General features: G+C 74.0%; 15 protein-coding genes. 3 read left to right on the top strand and 12 right to left on the bottom strand.

Annotation, left to right across the window (positions count from 1 at the left end):
• Window positions 1-29 precede the first annotated feature (29 nt).
• The 7 genes from ACWZEH_RS31715 to rpmG form a co-directional block, all read right to left on the bottom strand.
• The gene (locus ACWZEH_RS31715; protein ID WP_456194495.1) at window positions 30-6,824 is read right to left on the bottom strand and encodes an SDR family NAD(P)-dependent oxidoreductase; all 6,795 of its coding nucleotides are present in this window, start codon (window positions 6,822-6,824) and stop codon (window positions 30-32) included.
• Complete coding sequence (locus ACWZEH_RS31710) at window positions 6,821-10,894, bottom strand: non-ribosomal peptide synthetase (RefSeq protein ID WP_456194494.1); 4,074 nt, start codon at window positions 10,892-10,894, stop codon at window positions 6,821-6,823. Before ACWZEH_RS31710 ends, ACWZEH_RS31715 begins: the two co-directional genes overlap by 4 nt.
• A gap of 99 nt (window positions 10,895-10,993) precedes the next feature.
• Entirely contained in the window at window positions 10,994-11,746 is a 753-nt protein-coding gene (locus tag ACWZEH_RS31705) for a class I SAM-dependent methyltransferase (protein ID WP_456194493.1), read from the bottom strand.
• Window positions 11,747-12,018: 272 nt separating this feature from the next.
• A complete protein-coding gene (gene rpsR / locus ACWZEH_RS31700; RefSeq protein ID WP_456194492.1) occupies window positions 12,019-12,267 on the bottom strand; it encodes a 30S ribosomal protein S18 in 249 nt (82 codons plus the stop codon).
• Window positions 12,268-12,350: 83 nt separating this feature from the next.
• Window positions 12,351-13,526: a GTP-binding protein gene (locus ACWZEH_RS31695; protein WP_456194491.1), complete on the bottom strand. Its 1,176-nt coding sequence runs from the start codon at window positions 13,524-13,526 to the stop codon at window positions 12,351-12,353.
• The gene (locus ACWZEH_RS31690; protein ID WP_456194490.1) at window positions 13,523-13,780 is read right to left on the bottom strand and encodes a type B 50S ribosomal protein L31; all 258 of its coding nucleotides are present in this window, start codon (window positions 13,778-13,780) and stop codon (window positions 13,523-13,525) included. The genes ACWZEH_RS31695 and ACWZEH_RS31690 overlap by 4 nt, the downstream gene beginning before the upstream one ends.
• A 5-nt stretch (window positions 13,781-13,785) precedes the next feature.
• Window positions 13,786-13,950: a 50S ribosomal protein L33 gene (gene rpmG, locus ACWZEH_RS31685; protein ID WP_017949758.1), complete on the bottom strand. Its 165-nt coding sequence runs from the start codon at window positions 13,948-13,950 to the stop codon at window positions 13,786-13,788.
• Between the two features lie 81 nt (window positions 13,951-14,031).
• Here rpmG and rpmB point away from each other — a divergent pair, with 81 nt between their 5' ends.
• Window positions 14,032-14,268, top strand: coding sequence for a 50S ribosomal protein L28 (gene rpmB / locus ACWZEH_RS31680; protein WP_456194489.1), 237 nt, complete (start codon window positions 14,032-14,034; stop codon window positions 14,266-14,268).
• The gene (gene rpsN, locus ACWZEH_RS31675; RefSeq protein ID WP_456194488.1) at window positions 14,268-14,573 is read left to right on the top strand and encodes a 30S ribosomal protein S14; all 306 of its coding nucleotides are present in this window, start codon (window positions 14,268-14,270) and stop codon (window positions 14,571-14,573) included. Before rpmB ends, rpsN begins: the two co-directional genes overlap by 1 nt.
• 284 nt (window positions 14,574-14,857) lie before the next feature.
• Here the strand turns inward: rpsN and ACWZEH_RS31670 are convergent, their stop codons facing one another.
• Entirely contained in the window at window positions 14,858-15,160 is a 303-nt protein-coding gene (locus tag ACWZEH_RS31670) for a hypothetical protein (RefSeq protein ID WP_456194487.1), read from the bottom strand.
• 182 nt (window positions 15,161-15,342) lie between these two features.
• Here ACWZEH_RS31670 and ACWZEH_RS31665 point away from each other — a divergent pair, with 182 nt between their 5' ends.
• A complete protein-coding gene (locus ACWZEH_RS31665) occupies window positions 15,343-15,873 on the top strand; it encodes a GNAT family N-acetyltransferase (RefSeq protein ID WP_456194486.1) in 531 nt (176 codons plus the stop codon).
• 75 nt (window positions 15,874-15,948) lie between these two features.
• Here the strand turns inward: ACWZEH_RS31665 and ACWZEH_RS31660 are convergent, their stop codons facing one another.
• The 4 genes from ACWZEH_RS31660 to ACWZEH_RS31645 all read right to left on the bottom strand — a co-directional run bounded on the left by ACWZEH_RS31660 (window position 15,949) and on the right by ACWZEH_RS31645 (window position 20,927).
• Window positions 15,949-16,761, bottom strand: a complete 813-nt coding sequence (locus tag ACWZEH_RS31660) for a class I SAM-dependent methyltransferase (RefSeq protein WP_456194485.1) — start codon at window positions 16,759-16,761, stop codon at window positions 15,949-15,951.
• 79 nt (window positions 16,762-16,840) lie between these two features.
• The gene (locus ACWZEH_RS31655) at window positions 16,841-18,067 is read right to left on the bottom strand and encodes an aminotransferase class V-fold PLP-dependent enzyme (RefSeq protein ID WP_456194484.1); all 1,227 of its coding nucleotides are present in this window, start codon (window positions 18,065-18,067) and stop codon (window positions 16,841-16,843) included.
• On the bottom strand, window positions 18,064-19,404 hold the full coding sequence (locus ACWZEH_RS31650) for a pyridoxal-phosphate dependent enzyme (RefSeq protein ID WP_456194483.1): 1,341 nt from the start codon (window positions 19,402-19,404) through the stop codon (window positions 18,064-18,066). The genes ACWZEH_RS31655 and ACWZEH_RS31650 overlap by 4 nt, the downstream gene beginning before the upstream one ends.
• Entirely contained in the window at window positions 19,401-20,927 is a 1,527-nt protein-coding gene (locus tag ACWZEH_RS31645; protein ID WP_456199946.1) for a Y4yA family PLP-dependent enzyme, read from the bottom strand. Before ACWZEH_RS31645 ends, ACWZEH_RS31650 begins: the two co-directional genes overlap by 4 nt.
• Window positions 20,928-20,983: the final 56 nt, after the last annotated feature.

Raw genomic sequence — 20,983 nt, 5'->3', positions numbered from 1 at the left:
TCGTTCGGGTGTCGGGCGGGCGGCCGGGCCTACCGGCCGGTGGGTACGGCGGCCAGGGCCCGGTCGATCAGGGCGGCGGTCCGCCGGACGGCGGGGTCGTGCAGCAGGGAGTAGTGGTGGCCGTCGACCGTATGGGCGTCCACCGGGCCGTTGACGTGCGGCAGCCAGCCCAGGGAGGGCAGGTCTCCGGCGTCGTCGACGCCCATGCCGACGCCGGCGTTGTGCGGTGAGGGACGGGACGCGGCGATCAGCAGCAGCCGGGTGGCCGGATCGGTGAGGTGTCCGGCCCGGTGGTCCGCCAGCGCCCGCAGGTGGCGTTCGAAGACCTCCAGGCGCGTGTCGGCGGTGTCGCGCGGGCCGAGCAGGCCGGCCAGTCGCAGCCGTTCGGTGACGGCCCGGCGTACCGCCGCCGGGTCCGGGGCGGAGCGGATCGTCTCCGCCTCCGCGCCGAGGTCCAGGTCGAGGTCGAGGAACGCCTCCAGCGAGCGCAGGTAGCGGACGGCCGCGAAGGCGGTGTCCTGGGCGCGGTCGGTACCGCCCAGCGCCCGGATGCGGTCGGGGGTGTTGGAGTCGATCAGGACGAGGAGATCGGTTCTCTCACCGCGTCGTTCGAGCTCCACGGCCATCTGGTGGGCGACCGTGCCCCCCATCGACCAGCCGCCCAGCAGGTAGGGACCCCGCGGCTGGTGGGCGCGCAGTGCGGCGAGGTAGCGGTCGGTCATCTCGGCGATGGTCCGGGGCCCGGTGCCCCCGGTCAGGGCGGGGTCGGTGAGGGCCACGACGGGCCGGCCGCCGGTGAGGAGGCGGGCGAGTTCGCCGTAGCACAGCACGTCCCCACCGGAGGGGTGCATGAGGAACAGAGGGCGGTCGCCGTCGCCGTCGCGCAGCGGCATGGCCGCGTCGGTGTCGCAGGCCGGGCCGTGAACGGCCGGTTTCCGTACCCGGGCGACGTCGACGGGTGCCGCCCGTTCCGGTGCGCGGGCCGGGACGGCGGGCGCGGTGCGGGGCTCGTCGAGGTCCCATGCCCGCGGCGCGTCGGCCAGTCGGCGCACCCTCTCGGTGTAGGCGGCGAACGCCGCGTCCGCCTCGTCGGCCGGCAGGGCGCTCTCGAGCACGTCCCACTGGAGCAGGAGCGCCCCGTGCTGCTCGATCACCTGGTGGTCCAGCCAGGTCTGCGGGGTGCTGCTCACGCCGTACACCGGTGTGCCCGCCCAGTCCAGGTCGTGTCCGCCGCCGAGCGGTCCGGACAGGCCCAGGGCGCTGGTGAAGACCACGGGAACGGACTCGGAGCGGCCGGTGCGCGAGGACTTCTCGGCCAGCAGGTCGAGCGCGGAGAACTCCCGGTGGTCCAGGTCCTCGAAGAGGGTGCGCTGGGCCCGTACGGCGGCGTCGGCGAAGCAGCGGGTGTCCGAGCGGTCCACCTCGTGCAGCATCAGCGAGGTGAAGTCGCCGACCACGGCGTCCGCGCCGGGGAGTCGCGTGGGCCGGTCGAAGAGGGTGAGGGTGACGGCGAACCGGTCCTGTCCGGACCAGTCGGCGAGTGCCTCGCCGTAGGCCGTCAGCAGGACGGCCGTGGGGGTCAGCCCGCGCCGGGCGGCCTCGGCCTTGAGGGCGTCCCAGCGGTCCGGCTCCAGACGGGCGGTGCGCCGTGCGAAACGGGGCCGGTCACCGGGACTCCCCGCCTGGACGGGCAGCGCGGGTGCACCGGGCAGGTCGTCCAGCCTGGCGCGCCAGTAGGCGGCGGCCCGTGCGTAGTCGGGACCCTCGGCGCGGCGCCGGAGCTCGGCCACACAGTCCGCGAAGGTGGTCTCCAACGGTGGTAGTCGAGTGCCGGGGTCGTGGTAGAGGGTGCGCAGTTCGCGGTCCCAGACCAGGTAGCTGGCGGTGTCGCACACCAGCACGTCCACGTTGACGAACAGGCGCACGACGTCGCCGGGCAGCCGGGCGGCCCGGATGTCGACCAGGGGCCAGCGGCCCGGGCGGGGTTCGCGGCGCACCATGCGCTCGCGGACGCGCTCCAGCTTCCGGGCGCGCCCGGTCTCGTCGTCCTTCGTCAGGTCCTGCACCCGGATCCGGTAGTGGGGCACCTTGTCGAGCACCCGGTTGCGGCCCTCCGGCGAGACGACCGCGCGCAGCATCGGGTGGCGGGCGACGACCGCGTTCCAGGCCGCCTCGTAGCGGTCGGTGTCCAGTCCGGGGCAGTCGTACTCCAGGTGGAAGGAGCAGGGGACGTCGCCGAGGCGGTAGCCGCCCGATCCGCCGACCCAGTAGGCGTGCTGCACCCGGGTGAGGGGGAACTCCCGCGGCCCGTCACCGGGTTGTGGAGACGGTCCGCCCGTTTCCTTCGTCCCGGCGGGGGCGCGCCGGGGTTCCCCGCCGGGCAGCATCGGGGCCAGGGCCGCGACGGTGGGCCGGGCGAGCAGGTCCTGCAGCCGCAGGTCGGCGCCGTGGTCGTCGCGCAGCCGGGCGAGCATCCGGGTGGCCAGCAGGGAGTGCCCGCCGAGCGCGAAGAAGTCGGCGTCGCGGTCGGTGACGGGAAAGCCCAGCAGGTCCGACCAGACCTCGGCCAGGAGTGTCTCCGTGACGGTGGTCAATCCCGCGCCGGTCCGCGACTGTGCCGCGGGCGCGCCGGGAGCCGGTACGACCGGGGCGGGTACGGCGGTGGGTGTGCCGGCGGTGCGGGGCGCGAGGTCGGCCGGCGAGACGGCGACGGAGGCCGGGGCACGGCCCCGGGCCGCGAGCTCCAGCAGCCGGTCCACGGTGCGCATGCCGTCCGCCAGACCGATCGAGTGCCGTGAGGCGACGGTGCGTTCGCTCCGGCCGGGCCCCACCCGCCAGCCGTCCCAGGCCACGCTGATCCAGCGGGGTGTCTCCGCGCCGGTGGTGTGCTCGTGCTCGGCGAGGGCGTCCAGGTACCGGTTGACGGCGGCGTACGGGGCGAGGCCGAGGCCGCCGACGAACGCGGTGGCCGAGGACATCAGCAGGACGGTGGCCGGGCGGCGGCCGGGCGGGAGGTCGTGCACGGCGCTGCGCAGCGCGAGGGCCGCGGTGACCTTGGCGTGCGCGTGCGCGTGGACGGCCTGCTCCCCGGTGGCGCGCAGGGGGGCGACGGCGGCGGAGGCGACCACGCCGGCGGCGTGCACGACCAGGTCCAGCGGGCCGTGGCGGTCGGTCAGTTCCCGCAGCAGTTCCGTCGTGGCGGCGGTGTCCGCGGCGTCCGCGGCACGGATCTCGATGTCGGCGCCGGAGTCCCGCAGGGCACGGATCGCCTGTGCCCGTTCGGCTTGGCTGCTGCCGGGTTCGGGGTCCGGGGCGAGCCCGGTGCGGCCGGTCACCACGACCCGCCGTCCGGAGCCGGCCAGGTGTCCGGCCAGGGCCAGGCCCACGTCTCCGAGTCCGCCGAGGATCACCGCCGTGCCCGTCCCGCCGTCGGCGCCGGCCGGGCCGTCCGGGTCCGGCGGGGGCGCGGACGGACGCCAGGGGGTGATGCCGCGCGTCCAGCGGTGTCCGCCGCGCAGAGCGCACTCGATACCGTTCGGGCCTCCCGACAGCAGGTCGGCGGCCTCCGCCGGCACGGCCCGGACGTCGTCGGCGTCCGGCGGTCCGGCCGGCAGGTCCACCGAGCGCCAGCGCAGGCCCGGGAACTCCTGGGCGAGGACGCGGGGAACGGCGAGGGTGGCGGCGGCGTGGGCCGCGGGCCGGTCGGCGCTCTCCACCTGCTGGGCGTTGTGGCTGAGGTGCAGCAGGCAGGTGCGGTGCGCCCAGGACGCGGCGGCCCGCGCCACCTCCGCGTAGTGCAGAACCGACGCGCCGACGGTTTCGGCCGGGTCGTCGCCGGTGTCACCGTACGGGCCGACCACGACGACGCCCTCGCACGGGGTGTCGGGGTCCCGGGCCGCCTCGTCGAGGGTGACGGTGCGGGCCCCGGCCGCGGCGAGCGCGGCGCGCACCCGCTCGGCCGGCGGGGAACCGGGCGGACCGGCCACGAGCCAGCGGCCTCGCAGCACCGGCCGGTCCGTCTCGACGGGGGGCGTGCGCTGCCAGACGGGCAGCTGGAAGGGCTCGGACTCGTCCGGGGCGGCCTGCCCGGCACGGTGCTCCCGGCCGGCTGCCGCACCGGCCGCCGCGGCGGCCCGCGCGGTGGTCTCCGGCGGATCGATCCACAGCCTGCGGCGTGCCGGGGGCAGGCCCGGCAGGACGGCACGGCGTCGCCCCGGGCGGTGCAGGGCCGCGGCGTCCAGGGGGACTCCGTGGGTCCACAGCTCTCCGGCGGCCGCGAGCAGCGCGGCACGTCCTTGGCGGGGCTCGTCGCGGTCGGGGAAGGTGGCCAGGGTGGCCAGGGGCCGCCGGTCCCCCTGCTGACGGGCCAGTTGGAGCAGTGCGCCGCCCGGCCCCGCCTGGACGAGGACGGCCGGCCCTTCGCCCAGGGCGGTGGCCAGGGCGTCGGAGAAGCGCACCGTGGAACGCAGGTGCGCCACCCAGTGGTCGGCGCCGGGAGCGGTGTCCAGCAGCTTCCCGGTGAGGGTCGTGGCGAGCGGGATGCCGGGGAGACGCGGCCGGACGGTTTCGGCGGCCGCGCGCAGCTCGGGCAGGACCGGGTCGACCAGGCGCGAGTGGGCGGCCGCGTCGAGGGAGAGCCGCACGGTGCGTTCACCGCGTGCGGTCAGGGCCCGCTCGACTTCGGCGACGGCCGGCGCGGGTCCGGACACCACACAGGACCGCGGGCCGTTGACGGCGGCCAGGTCCACTGCGGGGTACCCGGCGAGCAGGGCGAGGGCCTGCCGCTCGGTCAGCGGGACCGTCAGCATCACCCCGCCGCCGGCCGCCCGGGACATGCCGCGCGAGCGGACCGCCACCAGCGTCGCGGCGTCGGGCAGGGACAGGGCTCCGGACAGCACGGCGGCCACGTACTCGCCGAGGCTGTGGCCCACCACCGCGTCCGGTTCGACGCCCCAGGAGCGCAGCGTGCGCGCGGCGGCCAGGGAGACGGTGAACAGGGCGGGCAGTCCGTGGGCGGGGTCGCGCAGCAGCCGGCGTGCGTGCTCGTCGGACGGGTCGGCGGCGATCAGCGCGGTCAGGCCGGTGCCGTTCCCGTCGTCGAAGAGGTCGGCGCACTCGCGCACGGTCCGGTCGAACTCCTCCTCCTCGGCGCACAGTTCGCGGCCCATGCCCGCGTACTGCGCTCCCCCGCCGGGAAAGGCCAGTACGACCCGGGGCACGGTGGGGCCGGGCCGCCGCCGTGGAGCGGTGCGCAGGGCGCGGCTGTCGGCCTCCGCCGCCCCGGTGATCACCGCGGCGGCACGGTACGTCAGCGTGGCGCGGCCGGTGTGCAGGGTGTGGGCCGCGTCGGCGGGCGTGACCGCCGTGGTGTGCAGGGCGGTCGCGGTGTCCTCGGCGAGGCGGGTGAGGGCGTCGTCGCGGTGCGCGCTGAGCAGGGCGAGCTGCGGGCGCGGATCGGCGGGGGGCTCGGGCCGGACGGGGGCGCTGCCCAGGACGACGTGGCAGTTGGTGCCGCCGATGCCGAAGGAGCTGACGCCCGCGTACCGGGGCCCGGTCCAGTCGGTGGCCTCGTGGACGACGGTGAAGGGCGAGTCGTCCAGGTGGAGGTCGGGGTTGAGGGGCAGGGCGTCCAGGGTGGGCGGCAGGACGCCGTGGTGCAGGGCGAGCACGGTCTTGGCGAAACCGGCGATGCCGGCGGCCGAGTTGGCGTGCCCGATGTTGCTCTTGACCGAGCCCAGGGCGCACCAGGCCGGTCCGGCGGCGCCGAAGACGCGGCGCAGGGCGGCGACCTCGACGACGTCGCCGAGGCGGGTGGCGGTGCCGTGGGCCTCGACGTAGGTGATGTCCCTGGGCGTGAGACCGGCCACGGCGAGCGCCTCGGAGACGACCCGGGCCTGCCCGCGCGGCGAGGGGGCGGTGAAGCCGGTGCGGTCGCCGCCGTCGTTGTTCACGGCGGAGCCGTGCAGGACGGCCAGGACCGGGTCGCCGTCGGCGAGGGCGTCGCGCAGCCGTCGCAGTACGGCCACACCGACGCCCTGGGTGTGCACGATGCCGGTGCCCTCGGCGGAGAAGGTGCGGACGTGCCCGTCGGCGGAGAAGATCCCGTCGGGGACGTGGAGGTAGCCCCTGCCCTGCGGGACGATCAGGGAGGCGCCGCCGGCGAGGGCGGTGTCGCACTCCCCCGACAACAGGGACTGGGCGGCCAGGTGCACGGCGACCAGGGACGTCGAGCAGGCGGTGCCGACCGCGACGGCGGGCCCGGTGAGCGCGAGGCGGTGCGCGACGTGCAGGGGGAGGTAGTCGGCGACTCCCGCGAGGGCCGCCTGGAGGCTGCCGACGGGGTCGGTGGCGGAGGCGGCGTACCGGTCGGCGAGGTTGCGGGCGAGATAGTCGCTGTGGGCCGCGCCGGCGAAGACGCCCACGGCGCCCGCTCCGACGCCGCCGCCGTGCCCGGCGCTCTCCAGGGCGCGCCGGCACGCTTCGAGGAAAAGCCTCTGCTGAGGGTCCATCACGGCCGCTTCGGCGTCGGTCAGGCCGAACGGCTCGGGGTCGAACCGGTCCTGTCCGTCGATGATCCCGCTGACGGGTATGTGGGCGGGGTTGGCCGACAGCCGTGCCGGGATGCCGCGTTCGGCGAGTTCCCGCTCGCTCTGCCGGGTCAGCCCGCTGCGGCCGCCCACGAGCAGATCCCAGTAGGCCGCCGTGTCGGGGGCCCCGGGGAACCGGCAGTCCAGGGCGGTGACCGCGATCAGGTCGTCACCGGCCTCGTCGTCGGGCCGGGGGGTGTCCGGCATGTCTCCTCGGGAGGAAGTCGGCTCGGTCATCGTGTGGTCTCCTCGGCCAGGGCGCGTGCGGCGACGCGGGACGTTCTGCGCGCGGGCCGTTCGGACTGCGGGAACAGGGGTGGCGCAGCCGCGTCGGTACCGGCGGCGCCGCCGCCTCGCCCGGTGTCCGGGGTGCTCTGGGCGGTGATGCGGGCGGCCAGGGCCGCGACGGTGGAGTGCTCGAACATGTCCGCCAGTGCGAGGCGGGGCGCGATGCTCTCGCGGAGCCTGCGGTGGGTGAGGACCAGGGTGAGGGAGGTGGCCCCCAGCTCCCCGAAGGTGCTGTCGGGCGTCACCGGCACGTCCGTGAAGTCGGCCAGGATGCCGGTCAGAGCCTCCAGTACGGCCGGGGTCACGGGCGCGGCCGCGCCCTGTCCGCGGTGCCGGGGCGCCTGAGCGGATGCGGTGCCGTCCGGGTCCGGAGCGCCGGACGCCGGCCCGGACGGGGAGGGCGCCGTGGGGGCCGCGGGCTGGGGATGGCAGACCACCTCCACCAGCCCTCCGGGACCCAGGCGCGGCGCTGCGGCTCTGCCGTCGGCGGTTCGCGCCACGTGCCGGAGCCACTGGGCGGACGCCTCCAGTGCCTGGTCCGGCCGGAGCCGTCCGGGCCGGACCACGACGGCGGCCTCCAGGCCCAGGGCAGCCGCCTCGGCCAGCGCCGCGGCGATCCAGTCCCCGTCCGGGGCGGCGACGGATGCGGATTCGGTGTCGGACTCGGCCGGAGCCGTACTCGGTGCCAGGGAGGGCTCGTGCTTCACGGCGGCGGCCGGGTGCGGTCCGTCGGCGCCGGTGGGCCGGTCGTCGGTGGGTGCGGCGGTCAGCGCCGCGTGGTCGATCTTGCCGTTCGCCGTGACCGGCAGCTGGTCCAGGATGACGAACCGGCCGGGCACCATGTAGTCGGGCAGCCGTTCACGCAGAGCGTCCGCCAGTTCCTGTGCGGTCGGCGCCTCGCTCGCGCCCCGGGGTGAGAGGTGGGCCACGAGCCGGGGGCGCCCGTCGGGGCCCCGCACCGACGACACCACGCACTGGCGGACCGCCGGGTGGCGGGCCAGCACCGCCTCCACCTCGCCCAGTTCGATGCGGTGCCCGCGGATCTTGACCTGCCGGTCGACGCGGCCGAGGAACTCGATGGTGCCGTCGGCGGTCCACCGGCCGAGGTCGCCGGTGCGGTACAGGCGGCGGCCCAGCACGGGGTGGACGGCGAACCTCTCGGCCGTCTGGACCGGATCGGCGGTGTAGCCGCGGGCCAGCCCGTCGCCGCCGATGAACAGCTCCCCCGCCTCACCCACCGGGCAGGGCCCGCCGTCCTCGTCGAGGACGAGGAAGCTCTGGCCGCGCAGCGCCCGGCCGTAGGGGATGCTGCGCCAGCTCGGGTCGGTGCGCTCCACCGGGTGGGTGATGGACCAGATGGACGCCTCGGTGGCTCCGCCCAGACTCATCACCTTCGCCCGGGGCGCGAGCCGTCGCAGCCGGTCGGGCAGGGTCAGGGGGATCCAGTCGCCCGAGAGCATCACCAGACGCAGGGAGCGCAGCGCCCCGGCGGCCTCCTCCGGTTCCATCTCCGCGTACTCGACCAGCATTTCCAGCAGGGCGGGCGCGGTGTTCCACACGGTGACGCCGTGCCGGCCCGCCTGTTCGAGCCAGTGCTGCGGGTCGCGCTGCCGGGCGGGGTCGGGCAGCACCAGAGCGCCGCCGACGCCGAGGACGCCGTAGACGTCGAACACGGACAGGTCGAAGCTGAGCGCCGACAGCGCCAGCACGCGGTCGTCGGGGCCGAGGGAGAACCGGTCGACGATGTCGTCGATGGTCGTGCGCGCGGCCCGGTGCTCGATCTCCACGCCCTTGGGGCTGCCGGTGGAACCCGAGGTGAAGATGGTGTAGGCGATGTCCTCGGGGCGCGGGACCGCGAGCGGTGCCACGGGTCCGGTGGGGGCCGCGGCGGTGCGGGCGGGGCGCCCCGCGGCGGTCAGGCGGTGAACGGTGACGCCGGCGGGCCAGTCGGTCCTCACTCCCCGGCCGGCCAGCGCGTGCCGGACACCGGCCCGCTCGCAGACCGCGGCGATCCGCGCGGCCGGCCAGGAGGGTTCCACCGGCAGGTAGCCCGCCCCGCTCAGGCTGACGCCGAGCACGGCGGTGATCTGCGCGGCACCCTTCTCGCAGGCGACGGCGACCATGTCGCCGGGCCCCGTGCCGTGAGCGGCCAGGAGTGCCGCGGTGGCGGCGGCGTTGTCCGCGAGGCGGGCGTGGGTGACGGTGGCGGTGGGGGTGCGCAGGGCGGCCCGTCGCGGATGCCGCCGGGCCGCGTCGGCGGCCGGATCGTGCAGCAGGGGGCCCGCGGCCGGGAAGGGCACGGCGTCCAGGGGCTCTTCCGGATGGAAGGAGGGGTCCCAGCCCAGGACGGTGTCGTGCCAGGCGTCGGGGCTCGTCAGGGTGTGGAGCAGGCGTACGTAGGCGTCGAGCAGGGCCTGTGTCCAGCCGTCGGGGAACGCCCCGTCGACGGCGTCCCAGGCCAGGCGGAGGCGTCCGCCCTCGTCCCACACGATGTGGTCGAGCAGGACCTGCGGGGTCTGGGAGATGCCGTACACCTCCTGGCCGATCCAGGCGGCCGGGGGCTCCCCGTCGCCCGCGAGCCCCACCCCGCTGGTGAAGACCACCGGATGGCCGGGGGCTCCCACCGACGGCGGGTTCTGCGCCCGTATCTGTCTGAGCACCTCGACGCCGGACACGGACCGGTGGTCCAGGTCCTCCCAGAAGCGGTGGTTGACGGCGGCGGCGTAGTCGGCGAAGCCCTTCCAGTCGGCGGGGTCGAAGCGGGGCGTGCCGACCAGGGCGGTGGTGGTGAAGTCGCCGACCACGCCCTCGGCTCCGTCCTCGTCCTCCGGGCGGTCGAACAGGGTGGTGTTGAGGCAGATCCGTTCCCCGGCGCCCCACCGGCCGAGGACGACGGCGAAGGCCGCGAGCAGGGCGGCGGTCGGCGTGACCGCGTGCTCGGCGCATCGGGCGCGCAGTTGTGCCCAGGCCGTGGCGTCGAGTTCGGCGGCGGAACGGACGAAGCGGGGCGGGGTGGTGTCGGCGGGGTCGCGCAGCAGGGGCAGCCGCGGCGACGGCGGCAGTTCGGGGGCGCGTTCGGCCCAGTAGGCGCGGTCGCGGTCGCGCCGGGCCGCCCACTCCGGGTCCCCGGAGCGGGCGCGCTGCAGGTCGGCGAACCGGGTCTTCGGCTCGGGAAGCCGGTGGGCCGGGTCCTCGACGAGACGGCCCCACTGACGCATCAGCAGCATCCAGCCGGCGAGGTCGGTCAGGAGCACGTCCACGCCGACGTGCAGCCGGGTCCGTCCGTCGGGCAGCAACGTGGTGTGGATGTCGAAGAGCGGCCAGGAACCGGTGGGCCGGTTCTGGTGGGAACGCTCTCGCCGCTGGGCGGACAACGTTTCCCTCACACGTTCCGCGGGCTCGCGGCGCAGATCGGTGACGCCGATCCGGTAGGGGCCAAGAGAGGCGGCGATGCGCTGGCGGCCCCGGTCGTCCACCGTCATGCGCAGCATCGGGTGGTGTGCGATCAGCCGGTTCCAGGCGGCTTCCAGCCGGGCCACGTCCACGAGGGGGTCCGCGTCACCGGGGATGCGGTCGTACTCGTAGTAGTAGAAGGTGGCGACCCCGCCCAGCGGCATGCCCTCGGCCCGCCCTGCGAGATACGAGGCCTGGATGGGCGTCAGGGGAAAGCCCTCCCCCTCCGTCTCCCCGTCGGGCCGTGCACCGCCGGGCTCCGCCCCCGTCCGTGCCTCGGTACCGAGAGGCCCGGCATCAGGGACTTCCTTCGGCACGCGATCGGCGAGCAGGCGGTCCGCCACCGCGCGGGCCGTCGCGCCGTCACCGAGGAAGGCGGTCAACGGCAGGTCCTGACCGGTGCGTTCGCGGATCCGCCGCCTCAGCCGCACCGCGGTGAACGATTCGAGTCCCAGGGCCGCGAGCGGAGTCGTCCGTGCGACCTCCCGCGGTGGTGTGCCGAGGACTTCGGCGATGCAGTCGATGACGCGGGCAAGGATGTCGTCACTCGGCACAGGCTGGTTCATCCGGTCTCCGTCGCAGGGCAGGCAAGAGAACGCTTCCCCCTGCCGGAGGGCCCGGGGGAAGCGGAACACCAATGAACCTAGATGAAAATGATTATCAGATCAACCAACGTGCGGTGAAAGATCACTCGCGCGCTCCAGAACACACAGCCCCAGCCCGGGATCGCCCGCCCGGCGCAGCGCGAGCCCCGCCTCGGCGGCCTCGGCCGCCAGCACGTCCTCCGCGGCGACCCACCAGCGGTACTCGACCGACGTCCCGGCCAACGGCCGGCCCCGGCGCAGGACGCCGTACTCCATGCGCCAGGTGATCTCGTCCGCCCCCGTGGGGCACGCACTCGCCCAGCCCTCGTACTCCAGTTCGCCGACGACGACCCGGGCCATCCGCACCCGCTCCACCTCCACCGGGGCGAACGGCGGAGTGACGTTGAACACCAGCACCCCGCCCGGGGCGAGTTGCCGGGCCGCACGGTTCCACAGCGCGCGCCTCTGCCCGGGCGGCAGGTGGCCGAGCATGTTCAGGGCCACCACCGCGCGCACGCCGTCGGGCCAGTCGGCGCTCGCGCAGTCACCGGGAACCACCGTGACGCGCCTGCGCAGTTCGGCATCCTCGTGGACTCGGGCGAGCAGGACGGCACGCATCGCGGCGGAGGGCTCGACGGCGAGGACCGGCACCTGCGGCAGCGCCTCGCAGATGACGCGTACGCCCCGGCCCGATCCGGCCCCGAGGTCCATCACGGTCCCGGTTTCGGCCCGGACGTGCGACAGGACGTCCGCCAGGGCCGGAGCCAGCGGCTCCCACGACTCGGCGATCATGATGTCGAGGTACTCGGCGGACCGCTCGTAGGGGTCGCTCATCACTGCTCCAGAAACTCGGTGCCACACGGTTCGTCGAAGAGCGGACGCACGCGCGGACACCACGGTCCGCCGGCACGGACACCGCGAGGGTCCCCGACGGCCGCCGGGGCCCGCTTCCGAACCACACCGCGCGACGCTCGACCCATACAGTAATCAGAAATGAATTTCATTACTAGAAGCGGGCGAGGGGGTCGGTGTGTTCGCCCCGCCTTGCATGCGGGGCGAACACACCGACCCCCTCTTCCTGATCCGGCCTGGTCCAGACGAAAGACCTAGCGCTGTCGGGAGCCGTAGGGGAGCAGGGCCATCTCCCGCGCGTTCTTGACGGCCTGCGCTATCCGCCGCTGCTGCTGACGCGTCACATGGGTCACCCGGCGACTGCGGATCTTCCCCCGGTCGGAGATGAACTTGCGCAGCAGATCGGTGTCCTTGTAGTCGACGTGGGTGATACCGGCGGCGTCCAGCGGATTGACGCGCTGACGCGTCGCGGTGTGCCGGTCGGTGCTTGTGCGTCGGGGCACGGTGGGATCGTTCCTTTCTTCTCTTCGGACGGGGTGCGGGGCATGAGCGGGCGACACGGCGGCACGCCGGGTGGGGCGCGTTTTCAGGTCACCGGGTCGAGCAGGTCGTCGAAGGCGTGCGGAAGTTGCTCCCAGCGGCCCCTGCCCGCCGCGTATTCGTCGTCGGTGAGCAGGCACGAGTCGAGCAGGGCGAGCAGACCGTCGCGGTCCAGGCCGGGGGCGGTGAAGGTGAGGTACTGGCAGCGGTCGCCGTGTTCGGGGTGCCAGTCCACGGAGGCCGCGAGGCGGCGTTCGGCGGGCACCATCTCCCAGGCGGCTTCGGGCAGGGCTGCCAGCCAGGGTCCGGCCGACTCCACGCACAGCGCGCCGCCCGCGGCGTCCCACGACAGCAGGGTGTCGGGGCGGTCCGCCAGCCAGAACCGTCCACGGCTGCGGGCGGCGGCGCAGGTCAGGTCCTCCAGCGCCGCGTAGAGGCGCTGCGGATGGAAGGGCCGCTCGCGCTGCCAGACGAAGGTGCCCACACCGTGCTCGTCGCACTCCTGCGGCAGCAGCGCGCACGCGGGGTGCACCCGGGCGGCGGCCGCTTCGACGTCGAAGCCCGCCAGCAGTACGGCCCCCAGGGTCCCGCCTCCCCCGGCCACCTTGCGCGCGCCCGGTGTGAGCTGGGCGAGCAGCGCGTGGTCGCCCTCGTCGGCGGCCTCGCCCGACTCCCCGCCGAGGCCGTCCTCGACGAGGCCGATCACCGTGGGGTACTCCAGTTGCCGGGCGAAGGTGTCGGCCACCGTGCGCCGGTCGGTCGGGGCTGCGGCGAGGCCGGTGTCGGCCAGGTCGTCGCCGTTGGAGAGACACGGCAGGACGAGTGCCGGGTCGACCACGGTGGCCACCCCTGTCAGCGTCAGCGGCGCGCCCACGGCGGCGATGACCGCGGCCATGCCCTGGGGCTCGACGGAGTCCCACAGTTCCACGACCGCCAGCCGGTGACCGCCCTGCTCCGCGAGCCGCAGCAGTTCGGGAACGAGGTCCTCGCGCAGCGCACAGCACGCGCAGTCGTTCACCAGGGGCGCGTCACCGCTGTCCAGCAGGCCGCCGGCGTCGCGTACGGTCCGGTGCACCGCGCCGACGACGGCGGACGTCAGGTCGTGGTGCAGCGCGACCGAGCCGGGGACCGTGCGCAGGATCTCGTCGACGGCGGCCCGGCGGGCGTCGGCGTGCAGCCCGGCGACGATCGCGACCGGCAGCCGCGTCCGGTCCCCGCTCACCGGCCTTCCCGTCCGCGTCCGTAGCGCCGCTCGAAGCGCTCGACCCGCCCCGCGGTGTCCAGGACCCGCTGGGTGCCGGTGTAGAAGGGGTGGCTCGCCGAGGAGATCTCGACGTCGACGACCGGGTAGGTGTTGCCGTCCTCCCACTCGACGGTCTTGTCGCTCGTGGCCGTCGAGCGGGTCAGGAAGGCGAAGTCGGCGGCCCGGTCACGGAAGACGACCGGGCGGTACTCGGGGTGGATTCCGGGCTTCAAGGCTCTCAGCGCTCCTCACGGAAGTCGACGTGGCGGCCTGCGACCGGGTCGTACTTGCGCAATGTCAGCCGGTCGGGGTCGTTACGGCGGTTCTTGCGGGTCACGTAGGTGTAGCCGGTGCCGGCTGTGGACCTCAGCTTGATGATCGGGCGGAGTTCGTTACGGGCCATGGACCGCACTCTACACGCTATTGATTTTCATTTTCATCAAGCTGCTACTGTGCTGCCCCTGACAGCACTCGAGGAGGAACCGTGTCCGCCCACTGCCAACTCACCGGCCGACAGCCCGGCTTCGGTCATCACATCTCCCACTCCCACCGGCGGAGCAAGCGCCGGTTCGACCCGAACGTGCAGCGCAAGCGCTACTGGCTGGCGAGCGAGGGGCGTCACGTCCGGCTCACCCTCTCCACCAAGGGCATCAAGACGGTCGACACGATCGGCGTCGAGGCCGCGGTGGCCCGCATCCGCGCCCGGGGAGGGAAGGTCTGATGGCGAAGAAGAGCAAGATCGCGAAGAACGAGCAGCGCCGCCTCGTGGTGGCCCGCCACGCCGCGCGCCGCGCCGAGCTGAAGGGGATCATCTCGTCCCCCCGGGCGTCCGACGACGAACGCGCGGCCGCTCAGCGCGAGCTGCGCCGACAGCCCCGCGACGCGAGCGCCACCCGCCTGCGCAATCGCGACTCCGTGGACGGCCGCCCCCGCGGCCACCTGCGTGCCTTCGGTCTGTCCCGCATCCGCCTGCGCGAGATGGCCCATGCGGGCGAGCTCCCGGGCGTCACCAAGAGCAGCTGGTGAACCGCACCGGCGTGTGACCGTCCGGGGGATCGGTGGCCGCTGACACCGATTGCCGTGCGGCCGCGCACCGGCCGGCAGCGCGGGGCGACCGCCTGCTCACCCGCCGCGCGCGCCGCCCGGCGGGTGTACGGCGCGGACGCGGGGCGTTTCCCGTGCCGGCCGTGGCCGCGAACCCGGCGCGGCGCGGCCGGACGGGGTGCGTGCGGTCCGCGGCCGCCGGTTGCGTCGGGCACCACCGCCCCTGTCCGCCGGTGGACGCGGCGGACACGGGCATTCCGGGTGGCTCAGTGGTCGTCCCAGTGCCCCTCGTGGGCGGCGTGCCGATGCCCGTCGTGCACGTAGTCGATGTGGTCGGCGTGCGGAAGGGCGACGTGCCCGCAGCCGGTTTTGTGCTCGTGTTCGTGCTCCTCGTGCCGGGTGTGGCCCGCGCTCGTGCACTCGTCCACGTGACCGTCGTGCGTGCGGTGGATGTGTCCGTCGTGCACGTAGTCGACGTGGTCGGCGTGCGGAACGGCGACGTGCCCGCAGCCTTCCCCGTGCCGGTGGTCGTGGGCCTCGTGGACGTGATGCTCGGTGGCGGACGTCATGACGTGCTCCCGGTGCGGAACGAACGGGCGACCGCCTGTGCGACGGCCGCAGTCGCGCTACCGAACCAACACTAGGACGACGCCCGCGACCGCGCACGCGGAGTGGCGACGCGAAGTACCCGAAGTATCGCGCGGCTGGCAGGCTTTCGGGTGTGACAACCCATGAGACAGTGCGCACTCCCATGATCACGCAGATCAGCCGGGCCCAGGACGTCACCGCGGCCGCCGGGCGGGAACTCACCGAATGCTGGGCGGGGGTCATCAACGCCGGCGGGGCCGTCGTACCCATGGACTGTCCACTTCCTCCGGTGACCCCGGCGGCACTCCGGCCGGCGGTCGAGGGGATCGCGCGGGGACTCTCTTCGGACCGCAGCAGACTCCTCCTGGCGAACGTGGACGGCACGCTCGCGGGCTGGATGCTCCTGCGCCGCGAGCGCCACCCTCTCGTGGCGCACTGCGGCACGGTCAACCACGTCCAGACACATGTCCGCTTCCGGGGCACGGGCGTCGGCGCCGCGTTGATGCGGTACGCCAGGGGTGTCGCACGCGACGAGATGGGCCTGGAACGGCTGCGGCTCACCGCGAGGTCGGGCCTGGGGCTCGAGGACTTCTACCGCAAGGCGGGCTGGAGCGAGGTCGGGAGATGGCCGGGTGCGCTGCGGGTGGCACCCGGTGACGACCGGGACGAGATCCTGATGAGCCTGGTCCTCTGAGGGGTCCTTGCACTATGAGCGCCCGATGAGGTCGCGTGGTCCGGGCGGGCATAGTGCAAGGACCCCTGAAGCCGCTCACCTCTCCCGTACGTCTCCTGTCGCGGCCGGGGACCCGGCCCCGGCCGCGCCGCCCACGACCGCCACCAGGACGGCGCTGTCGCCGAACTGCCAGACCGGTGCGACATGGGCGAAGCCGGCCCGGCGCAGCAGCTCGGCGTGGCGGCACACCGTCATCTGCTCGCCGCTCGTGCCGTGGGCCGGCCGGCGCCGCCCGCGCTCCGTGAACAGGTCGGTCAGTTCCGGGTCCCTGGCCGCCGCCTCCCACCAGGACCGCCAGTCCTCCCCGGCGCGTTCGCCCGTGCGCTCCGACCGGCGACGGCCCACGTGGGCGGTGAGGTCCGAGCACGGTGACGTGTCCGGCGGGAAGTGGTCGCCGTTGACGAGGACGCCGCCGGGGCGGAGCAGGGACGCGAGGCCGCGGTAGGTGCGCAGCAGCACCGGTTCCGGCAGGTAGTGCAGCGCGGTCGTCGAGACGGCGGCGTCCAGGGGACGGTCCAGTCCGAGGGCGTCGGTCCAGCCCTCCTCACCGATGACGGTGTCGACGTAACGGGCGGCGTCGGCGTAGTGCGTGCGCCCCAGTTCCAGCAGCAGGGGGTCCATGTCGGCGGCGACGATCTCCGCGGCCGGGAAACGGGCGGCGAGTCTGGCGGCCAGGGAGCCGGGGCCGCAGCCCAGGTCGAGCAGGAGGGGCCGGGAAAGGCCGGCGGTGGCGTGCTCGACGACATCCGCGATCACGGTGAACCGCTCCTCGCGGTCCACCGCGTACCGCTCCTGCTGCCGCTCCCAGCGCTCCACCCATTCCTCGGCCGTCGCCATGCTCACGCCCATCGCTCGCGCCACCTCATCCGTCTCTCACGTGTCCTGGACAGTGACGAATCTACAGGTGGAAACGGTTATCAGTTGCCATTCACGCCAAGGACGCGAGGACGGTCAGCAGGCGGTCGATCTCCTCCACCGTGTTGTACACGTGCAGGCTCACCCGTACCGATCCCTCCCGCGGGTCCGCGCCGGCCTGGCAGAGGCTGTCGGCCCGCACCATGAAGCCGTGGCTGAAGAGGATGAACCCGAGGTCGTCGGACGGGATGTCCCGGTGCCGGAAGGTCACGATGCCGTGCCGGCGCTGGGAGGCCGCGAGCGCGGAGTCGGCCGCCAGGCTGGCGGGGCAGCCGAGGAGCTCGTACGGACCGATGTGCCTCAGCCGGTCGGTCAGGCGGGTCGTGAGACCTGCCGTCCAGCGCGCGATCCGGTCGGGACCGGCCGCGTCGAGCCAGTCGAGCGCGGCCCGCAGCGAGGCGATGCCCACCGTGTTGGGCGTGCCCCGCCAGCCGTCCGGCCGGAACACGGGGCCGCGTGTGTTGCGCGCCCAGACCGCTCCCGTCCCGGGCAGGGCCATCGCCTTGTGTCCGGAGAAGACCACGAAGTCGACGTCCAGCGCCGGGTCGTCGAGGCGGACGGGCAGGTGGCCGACGCTCTGGGCCGCGTCGAGGCAGATCGGTACGTCCGGGCCGACCACCGCGCGGATGCGGTGCACGTTCATGTCGCCGCCGTAGACGTGGTGGACGTGGGTGGCGGCCACGAAACGGGTCCGCGGCCCGACGACCTCGCCGAGGGCCCGGTGGTCGTAGTCGCCCGAGACCGTCTGGTACGGCAGTGCCCGCACGCGGACGTCGATGCCCCGCCCGGCCAGCAGCCTCTGGGCCTCGAGCCAGGGGTCCAGGTGGGCCCGGTGGTCGGCGAACGGGACGAGGATCTCGTCCCCGTCGCCGAGGTACGGGACGAGCCAGTCGCGGGCGACGGTGCGCAGGCCCTCGGTGGTGCCGCTGGTGAAGTGGACGCCGGAGCGGCCCGGTTCGGGATCGTGGAGGAACTCCTTGACCCGCTCCCGGGTCGACTCCACCAGCTCCGTGGTCCGGTTGGCCCAGGGGTAGGTGCCGCGGCCCGCGTTGGCGTTCGACGTCGTGAGGTAGGTCTGCACGGCCTCCAGTACGGCGCGCGGCTTCTGGGACGTCGCCGCGCTGTCGAGATACGCCAGCTCGGGATGGCCGGTGACGATGGGGAACTGCTCCCTCAACTCCCGCTGCCACAGCGAGTCCTTCTCCCCGTCCGCCGCGGGAAGCGGCCGCGCGGCGCTCACTCGCGCACCAGCGGTGCGCCCGCGTCCCGCCAGGCGACGATCCCGCCGGCCAGGCTGCGGACGTCCGGGTGACCCATCCGGGTCAGCGCGGCGGCATGGCGCAGCGACTTCTCGCCGACGGGACAGGCCAGCAGCACGGGAGTGCGTTTGCTGAACGGGAGCCCGCCGCGGAGCAGTTCCTCGAACAGTTCGTCGACGATGTTGACCGAGCCCTCGATGTGCAGGGCGGCGTAGGCGTGCGGGCTGCGCAGGTCGACGACGAGCGGACGGGGATCGCCCGCAGTGGTCCAGCGCCGGGCGTCGTCGACGCCGATGACGCGGGCCTGCGCGCGGGCTTCGGCGTCGGTGAGCCCGGAGGCGGCGTGCCCACGGCCCGCCGCCCGGCCCAGGAGTTCCGGGCGGCGCTGACGCACGTAGCTGAGGTAGCTCTCGGCCCGGTCGCACACGATGAAGACCGCCGTCCGGCGCTCCCCCGTGTCGTCCAGCTCGGCGTCGGCGTGCCGCAGGTGCCGGACCGCTCCCTGGTAGGCGGCGCCTCCGGTCGGCCCCGACAGCAGTCCGCAGCGCCGGATCAGGGTGAGCATCCCGTCGATGGCCTCGCCGGAGGTCACCGACTCGATGGTGTCGTACGTCGACGGGTCGAACAGGCCGACCTGGTGCACCTCGTCGATGGTGCGGATGCCGGGTATGAAGTCCGACTTGTGGGCGACCAGGCCGAGGACCCGTACCTGCGGGTCGTGCTCGCGCAGGACCCTGGCGACGCCGGTCGACGAACCGGCCGTGCCGACACAGGCGACGAACCAGTCCGGCACCCGCCCGTCCAGGTCCTTCACTATCTCGGGACCGGTGCCCGCCGCGTGCGCCTCGACGTTGCGCGGGTTGAAGTACTGGTCGGTGTGCAGATAGGTGCTGCCGGGGTCGGAGAGCGCCTGGTGGAAGTGGGTCAACGGGTCGTCGGTGTCGGTCGGGTCGAGACACTCGCTGCGCCCGGGGAGCTCCTCTATCTCGGCGCCGAGGAGCAGGAGCAGTTCCTTGATCTCGGGTACGCGCATGCGGTTGGTGACGCTCTTGAACCTCAGCCCGTGCATGCCTGCCAGCAGGGCGAGGGCCTTGGCGGTGTTGCCGCTGGAGAGTTCCACGACCGTCCCCTCGCCGTCGGCCGCGGCCTCCAGGTGGGGCCGGACCATGTGCCAGGCGGGCCGGTCCTTGACGGACCCGAACGGGTTGAGCATCTCCAGCTTGGCGTAGAGGTCGATGTTGCGCAGCCCGTGCACGGCGGGGTCGATGCGCACCAGCGGTGTGTTGCCGATGGCATCCGTGATGCTGTCGTACCTCATGCGGGTGTCCCCCCCGGGGATGTGATCGGCCAGTAGTCCTCGTCCGGGCACCATTGCCAGGACTCCCCTCGCCGCTCCACCGCGACCGTTCTGGCGAGCGGCTGCCGCTGCGCGCGGTGTGCGTGGAAGTCCATGGCGTATCCGGCGGTGTTGACGAAGGCCAGCAGATCGCCCGCGCGCGGCAGCCGGGGAAGGTGGACCAGACGGCGGGTGATGAGATCTCCCTCCAGGCAGAGATTGCCGGTGAGGAAGACGCCGACCGGTTCCTCATCGCCCTTCTTCGGCTCGCCGCGCGAAAGCAGCACGGGGTCCACGAGGACTCCGTGCTCCTCGAGGCTCATGTCTCCCGCGTTCATGCCGAGGCGTACCAGATACTGTCCGGAGTCCGAGTCCGCGGGCCGTACGTCGAGCACGCGCGCGAGCGACAGCCCGCACTGGTCGACCAGGGAGCGACCGGGTTCGATGTAGAGGTCGTGGAGGTGCTCCAGCAGGAGGGTGGCGGCCGGCCGGCCCAGCACCGGTGCGGGCAGCGAGAGCAGTTCGTCGAGGTAGCCGGGGCCGGCGGTGGAACGGTGGGCGGGATACAGCGCGGCGGTTCCGCGCACCGTGCCGCCCTCGTTGCGCAGCCCGTAGCCGTGACCGCGCCAGGTCAGCGGCGGGCGGCCGCCGAGCACCGCCTCGCTCAGCGCGGTGGTCCACCGCTCCCACTCCCCGGCCTCGGCGAGGTAGCCGACGCCGAATCCGCCGCCGATGTCGACGGCGCGCGGTGCGAGCCCCCGCGCCCGGCAGTCGTCCATGAACAGAACGCACTGCTCCAGCGCCCGTGCCTTCTCCTCCACGCCGGTGGTGTCGAGGTGGTAGGCGACACCGGTCAGCTCCACGGCGTCCGCGTGCTGTTCGAGAGCCGACAGCAGTGTCTGCGCCTCGCGCAGGGGGGTGCCGAAGCGGCTGCGTCGTGAGAGCATCCGGGTGCCCGCTCCCCCGTGGCCGGCGGCCGACTCGAATCCGGACAGGCGCACCAGCACGTCGACCCTGCCCGGACCATGCCTGCGCACCAGGCCGGCGAGCTGTTCCAGCTCGCCGGGCGAGTCCAGGTTCACCGTCGCGCCCACACGCGCCGCCAGCCAGAGGAACCCGGCGTCCTTCGGGCCGGTGGCCATGATCCGGTTCCCGGTGAATCCGCAGCTCAGAGCGTGCCGCAATTCCTCCAGAGAGGCGACATCGACGCCGACGGCGGCCACGTCCTCCGCCGCCAGTCTCCGCACCAGCGCGCTGGACCGGTTCGCCTTGTGTGCGAAGTACACCCGCCCGGCGAGGTGGTGGCGGCGGTAGACGTCATGAAAGCGTGCCGCGTTCCCGGCGACGACCTCGGGGAGCAGGACGTTGAGCGGAGAGCCCAGGGCGTCGACGAGCGAGTGCAGGAACGTTTGGTCCTCCAGTAGTGCGGCGAGCGGCGGATCCGCCCTCGGCCTCAGGTACAAGGGCGTGTCCACGTAAGGTCCCTCCCCGTGTCGATCGACCATCACCGCGGCAACCGTTCGGGAATAGTCGTTTCCCACTGCACCCGCCGCTAAGCCTC

The sequence above is a fragment of the Streptomyces yamdrokensis genome (genome assembly GCF_053890455.1).
Note: the sequence above shows the minus strand (reverse complement) of the source record. Positions and strands in the feature narration are given on the sequence as shown.

What these genes read in the sequence shown, in the direction of transcription:
- ACWZEH_RS31710 (WP_456194494.1), bottom strand. Translation starts at nt 10,894, where the DNA reads ATGAACCAGCCTGTGCCGAGTGACGACATCCTTGCCCGCGTCATCGAC.
- ACWZEH_RS31660 (WP_456194485.1), bottom strand. Translation starts at nt 16,761, where the DNA reads ATGGGCGTGAGCATGGCGACGGCCGAGGAATGGGTGGAGCGCTGGGAG.
- ACWZEH_RS31665 (WP_456194486.1), top strand. Translation starts at nt 15,343, where the DNA reads ATGATCACGCAGATCAGCCGGGCCCAGGACGTCACCGCGGCCGCCGGG.
- rpsN (WP_456194488.1), top strand. Translation starts at nt 14,268, where the DNA reads ATGGCGAAGAAGAGCAAGATCGCGAAGAACGAGCAGCGCCGCCTCGTG.
- ACWZEH_RS31645 (WP_456199946.1), bottom strand. Translation starts at nt 20,927, where the DNA reads ATGGTCGATCGACACGGGGAGGGACCTTACGTGGACACGCCCTTGTAC.
- rpmG (WP_017949758.1), bottom strand. Translation starts at nt 13,950, where the DNA reads ATGGCCCGTAACGAACTCCGCCCGATCATCAAGCTGAGGTCCACAGCC.
- ACWZEH_RS31705 (WP_456194493.1), bottom strand. Translation starts at nt 11,746, where the DNA reads ATGAGCGACCCCTACGAGCGGTCCGCCGAGTACCTCGACATCATGATC.
- ACWZEH_RS31650 (WP_456194483.1), bottom strand. Translation starts at nt 19,404, where the DNA reads ATGAGGTACGACAGCATCACGGATGCCATCGGCAACACACCGCTGGTG.
- ACWZEH_RS31670 (WP_456194487.1), bottom strand. Translation starts at nt 15,160, where the DNA reads ATGACGTCCGCCACCGAGCATCACGTCCACGAGGCCCACGACCACCGG.
- ACWZEH_RS31715 (WP_456194495.1), bottom strand. Translation starts at nt 6,824, where the DNA reads ATGACCGAGCCGACTTCCTCCCGAGGAGACATGCCGGACACCCCCCGG.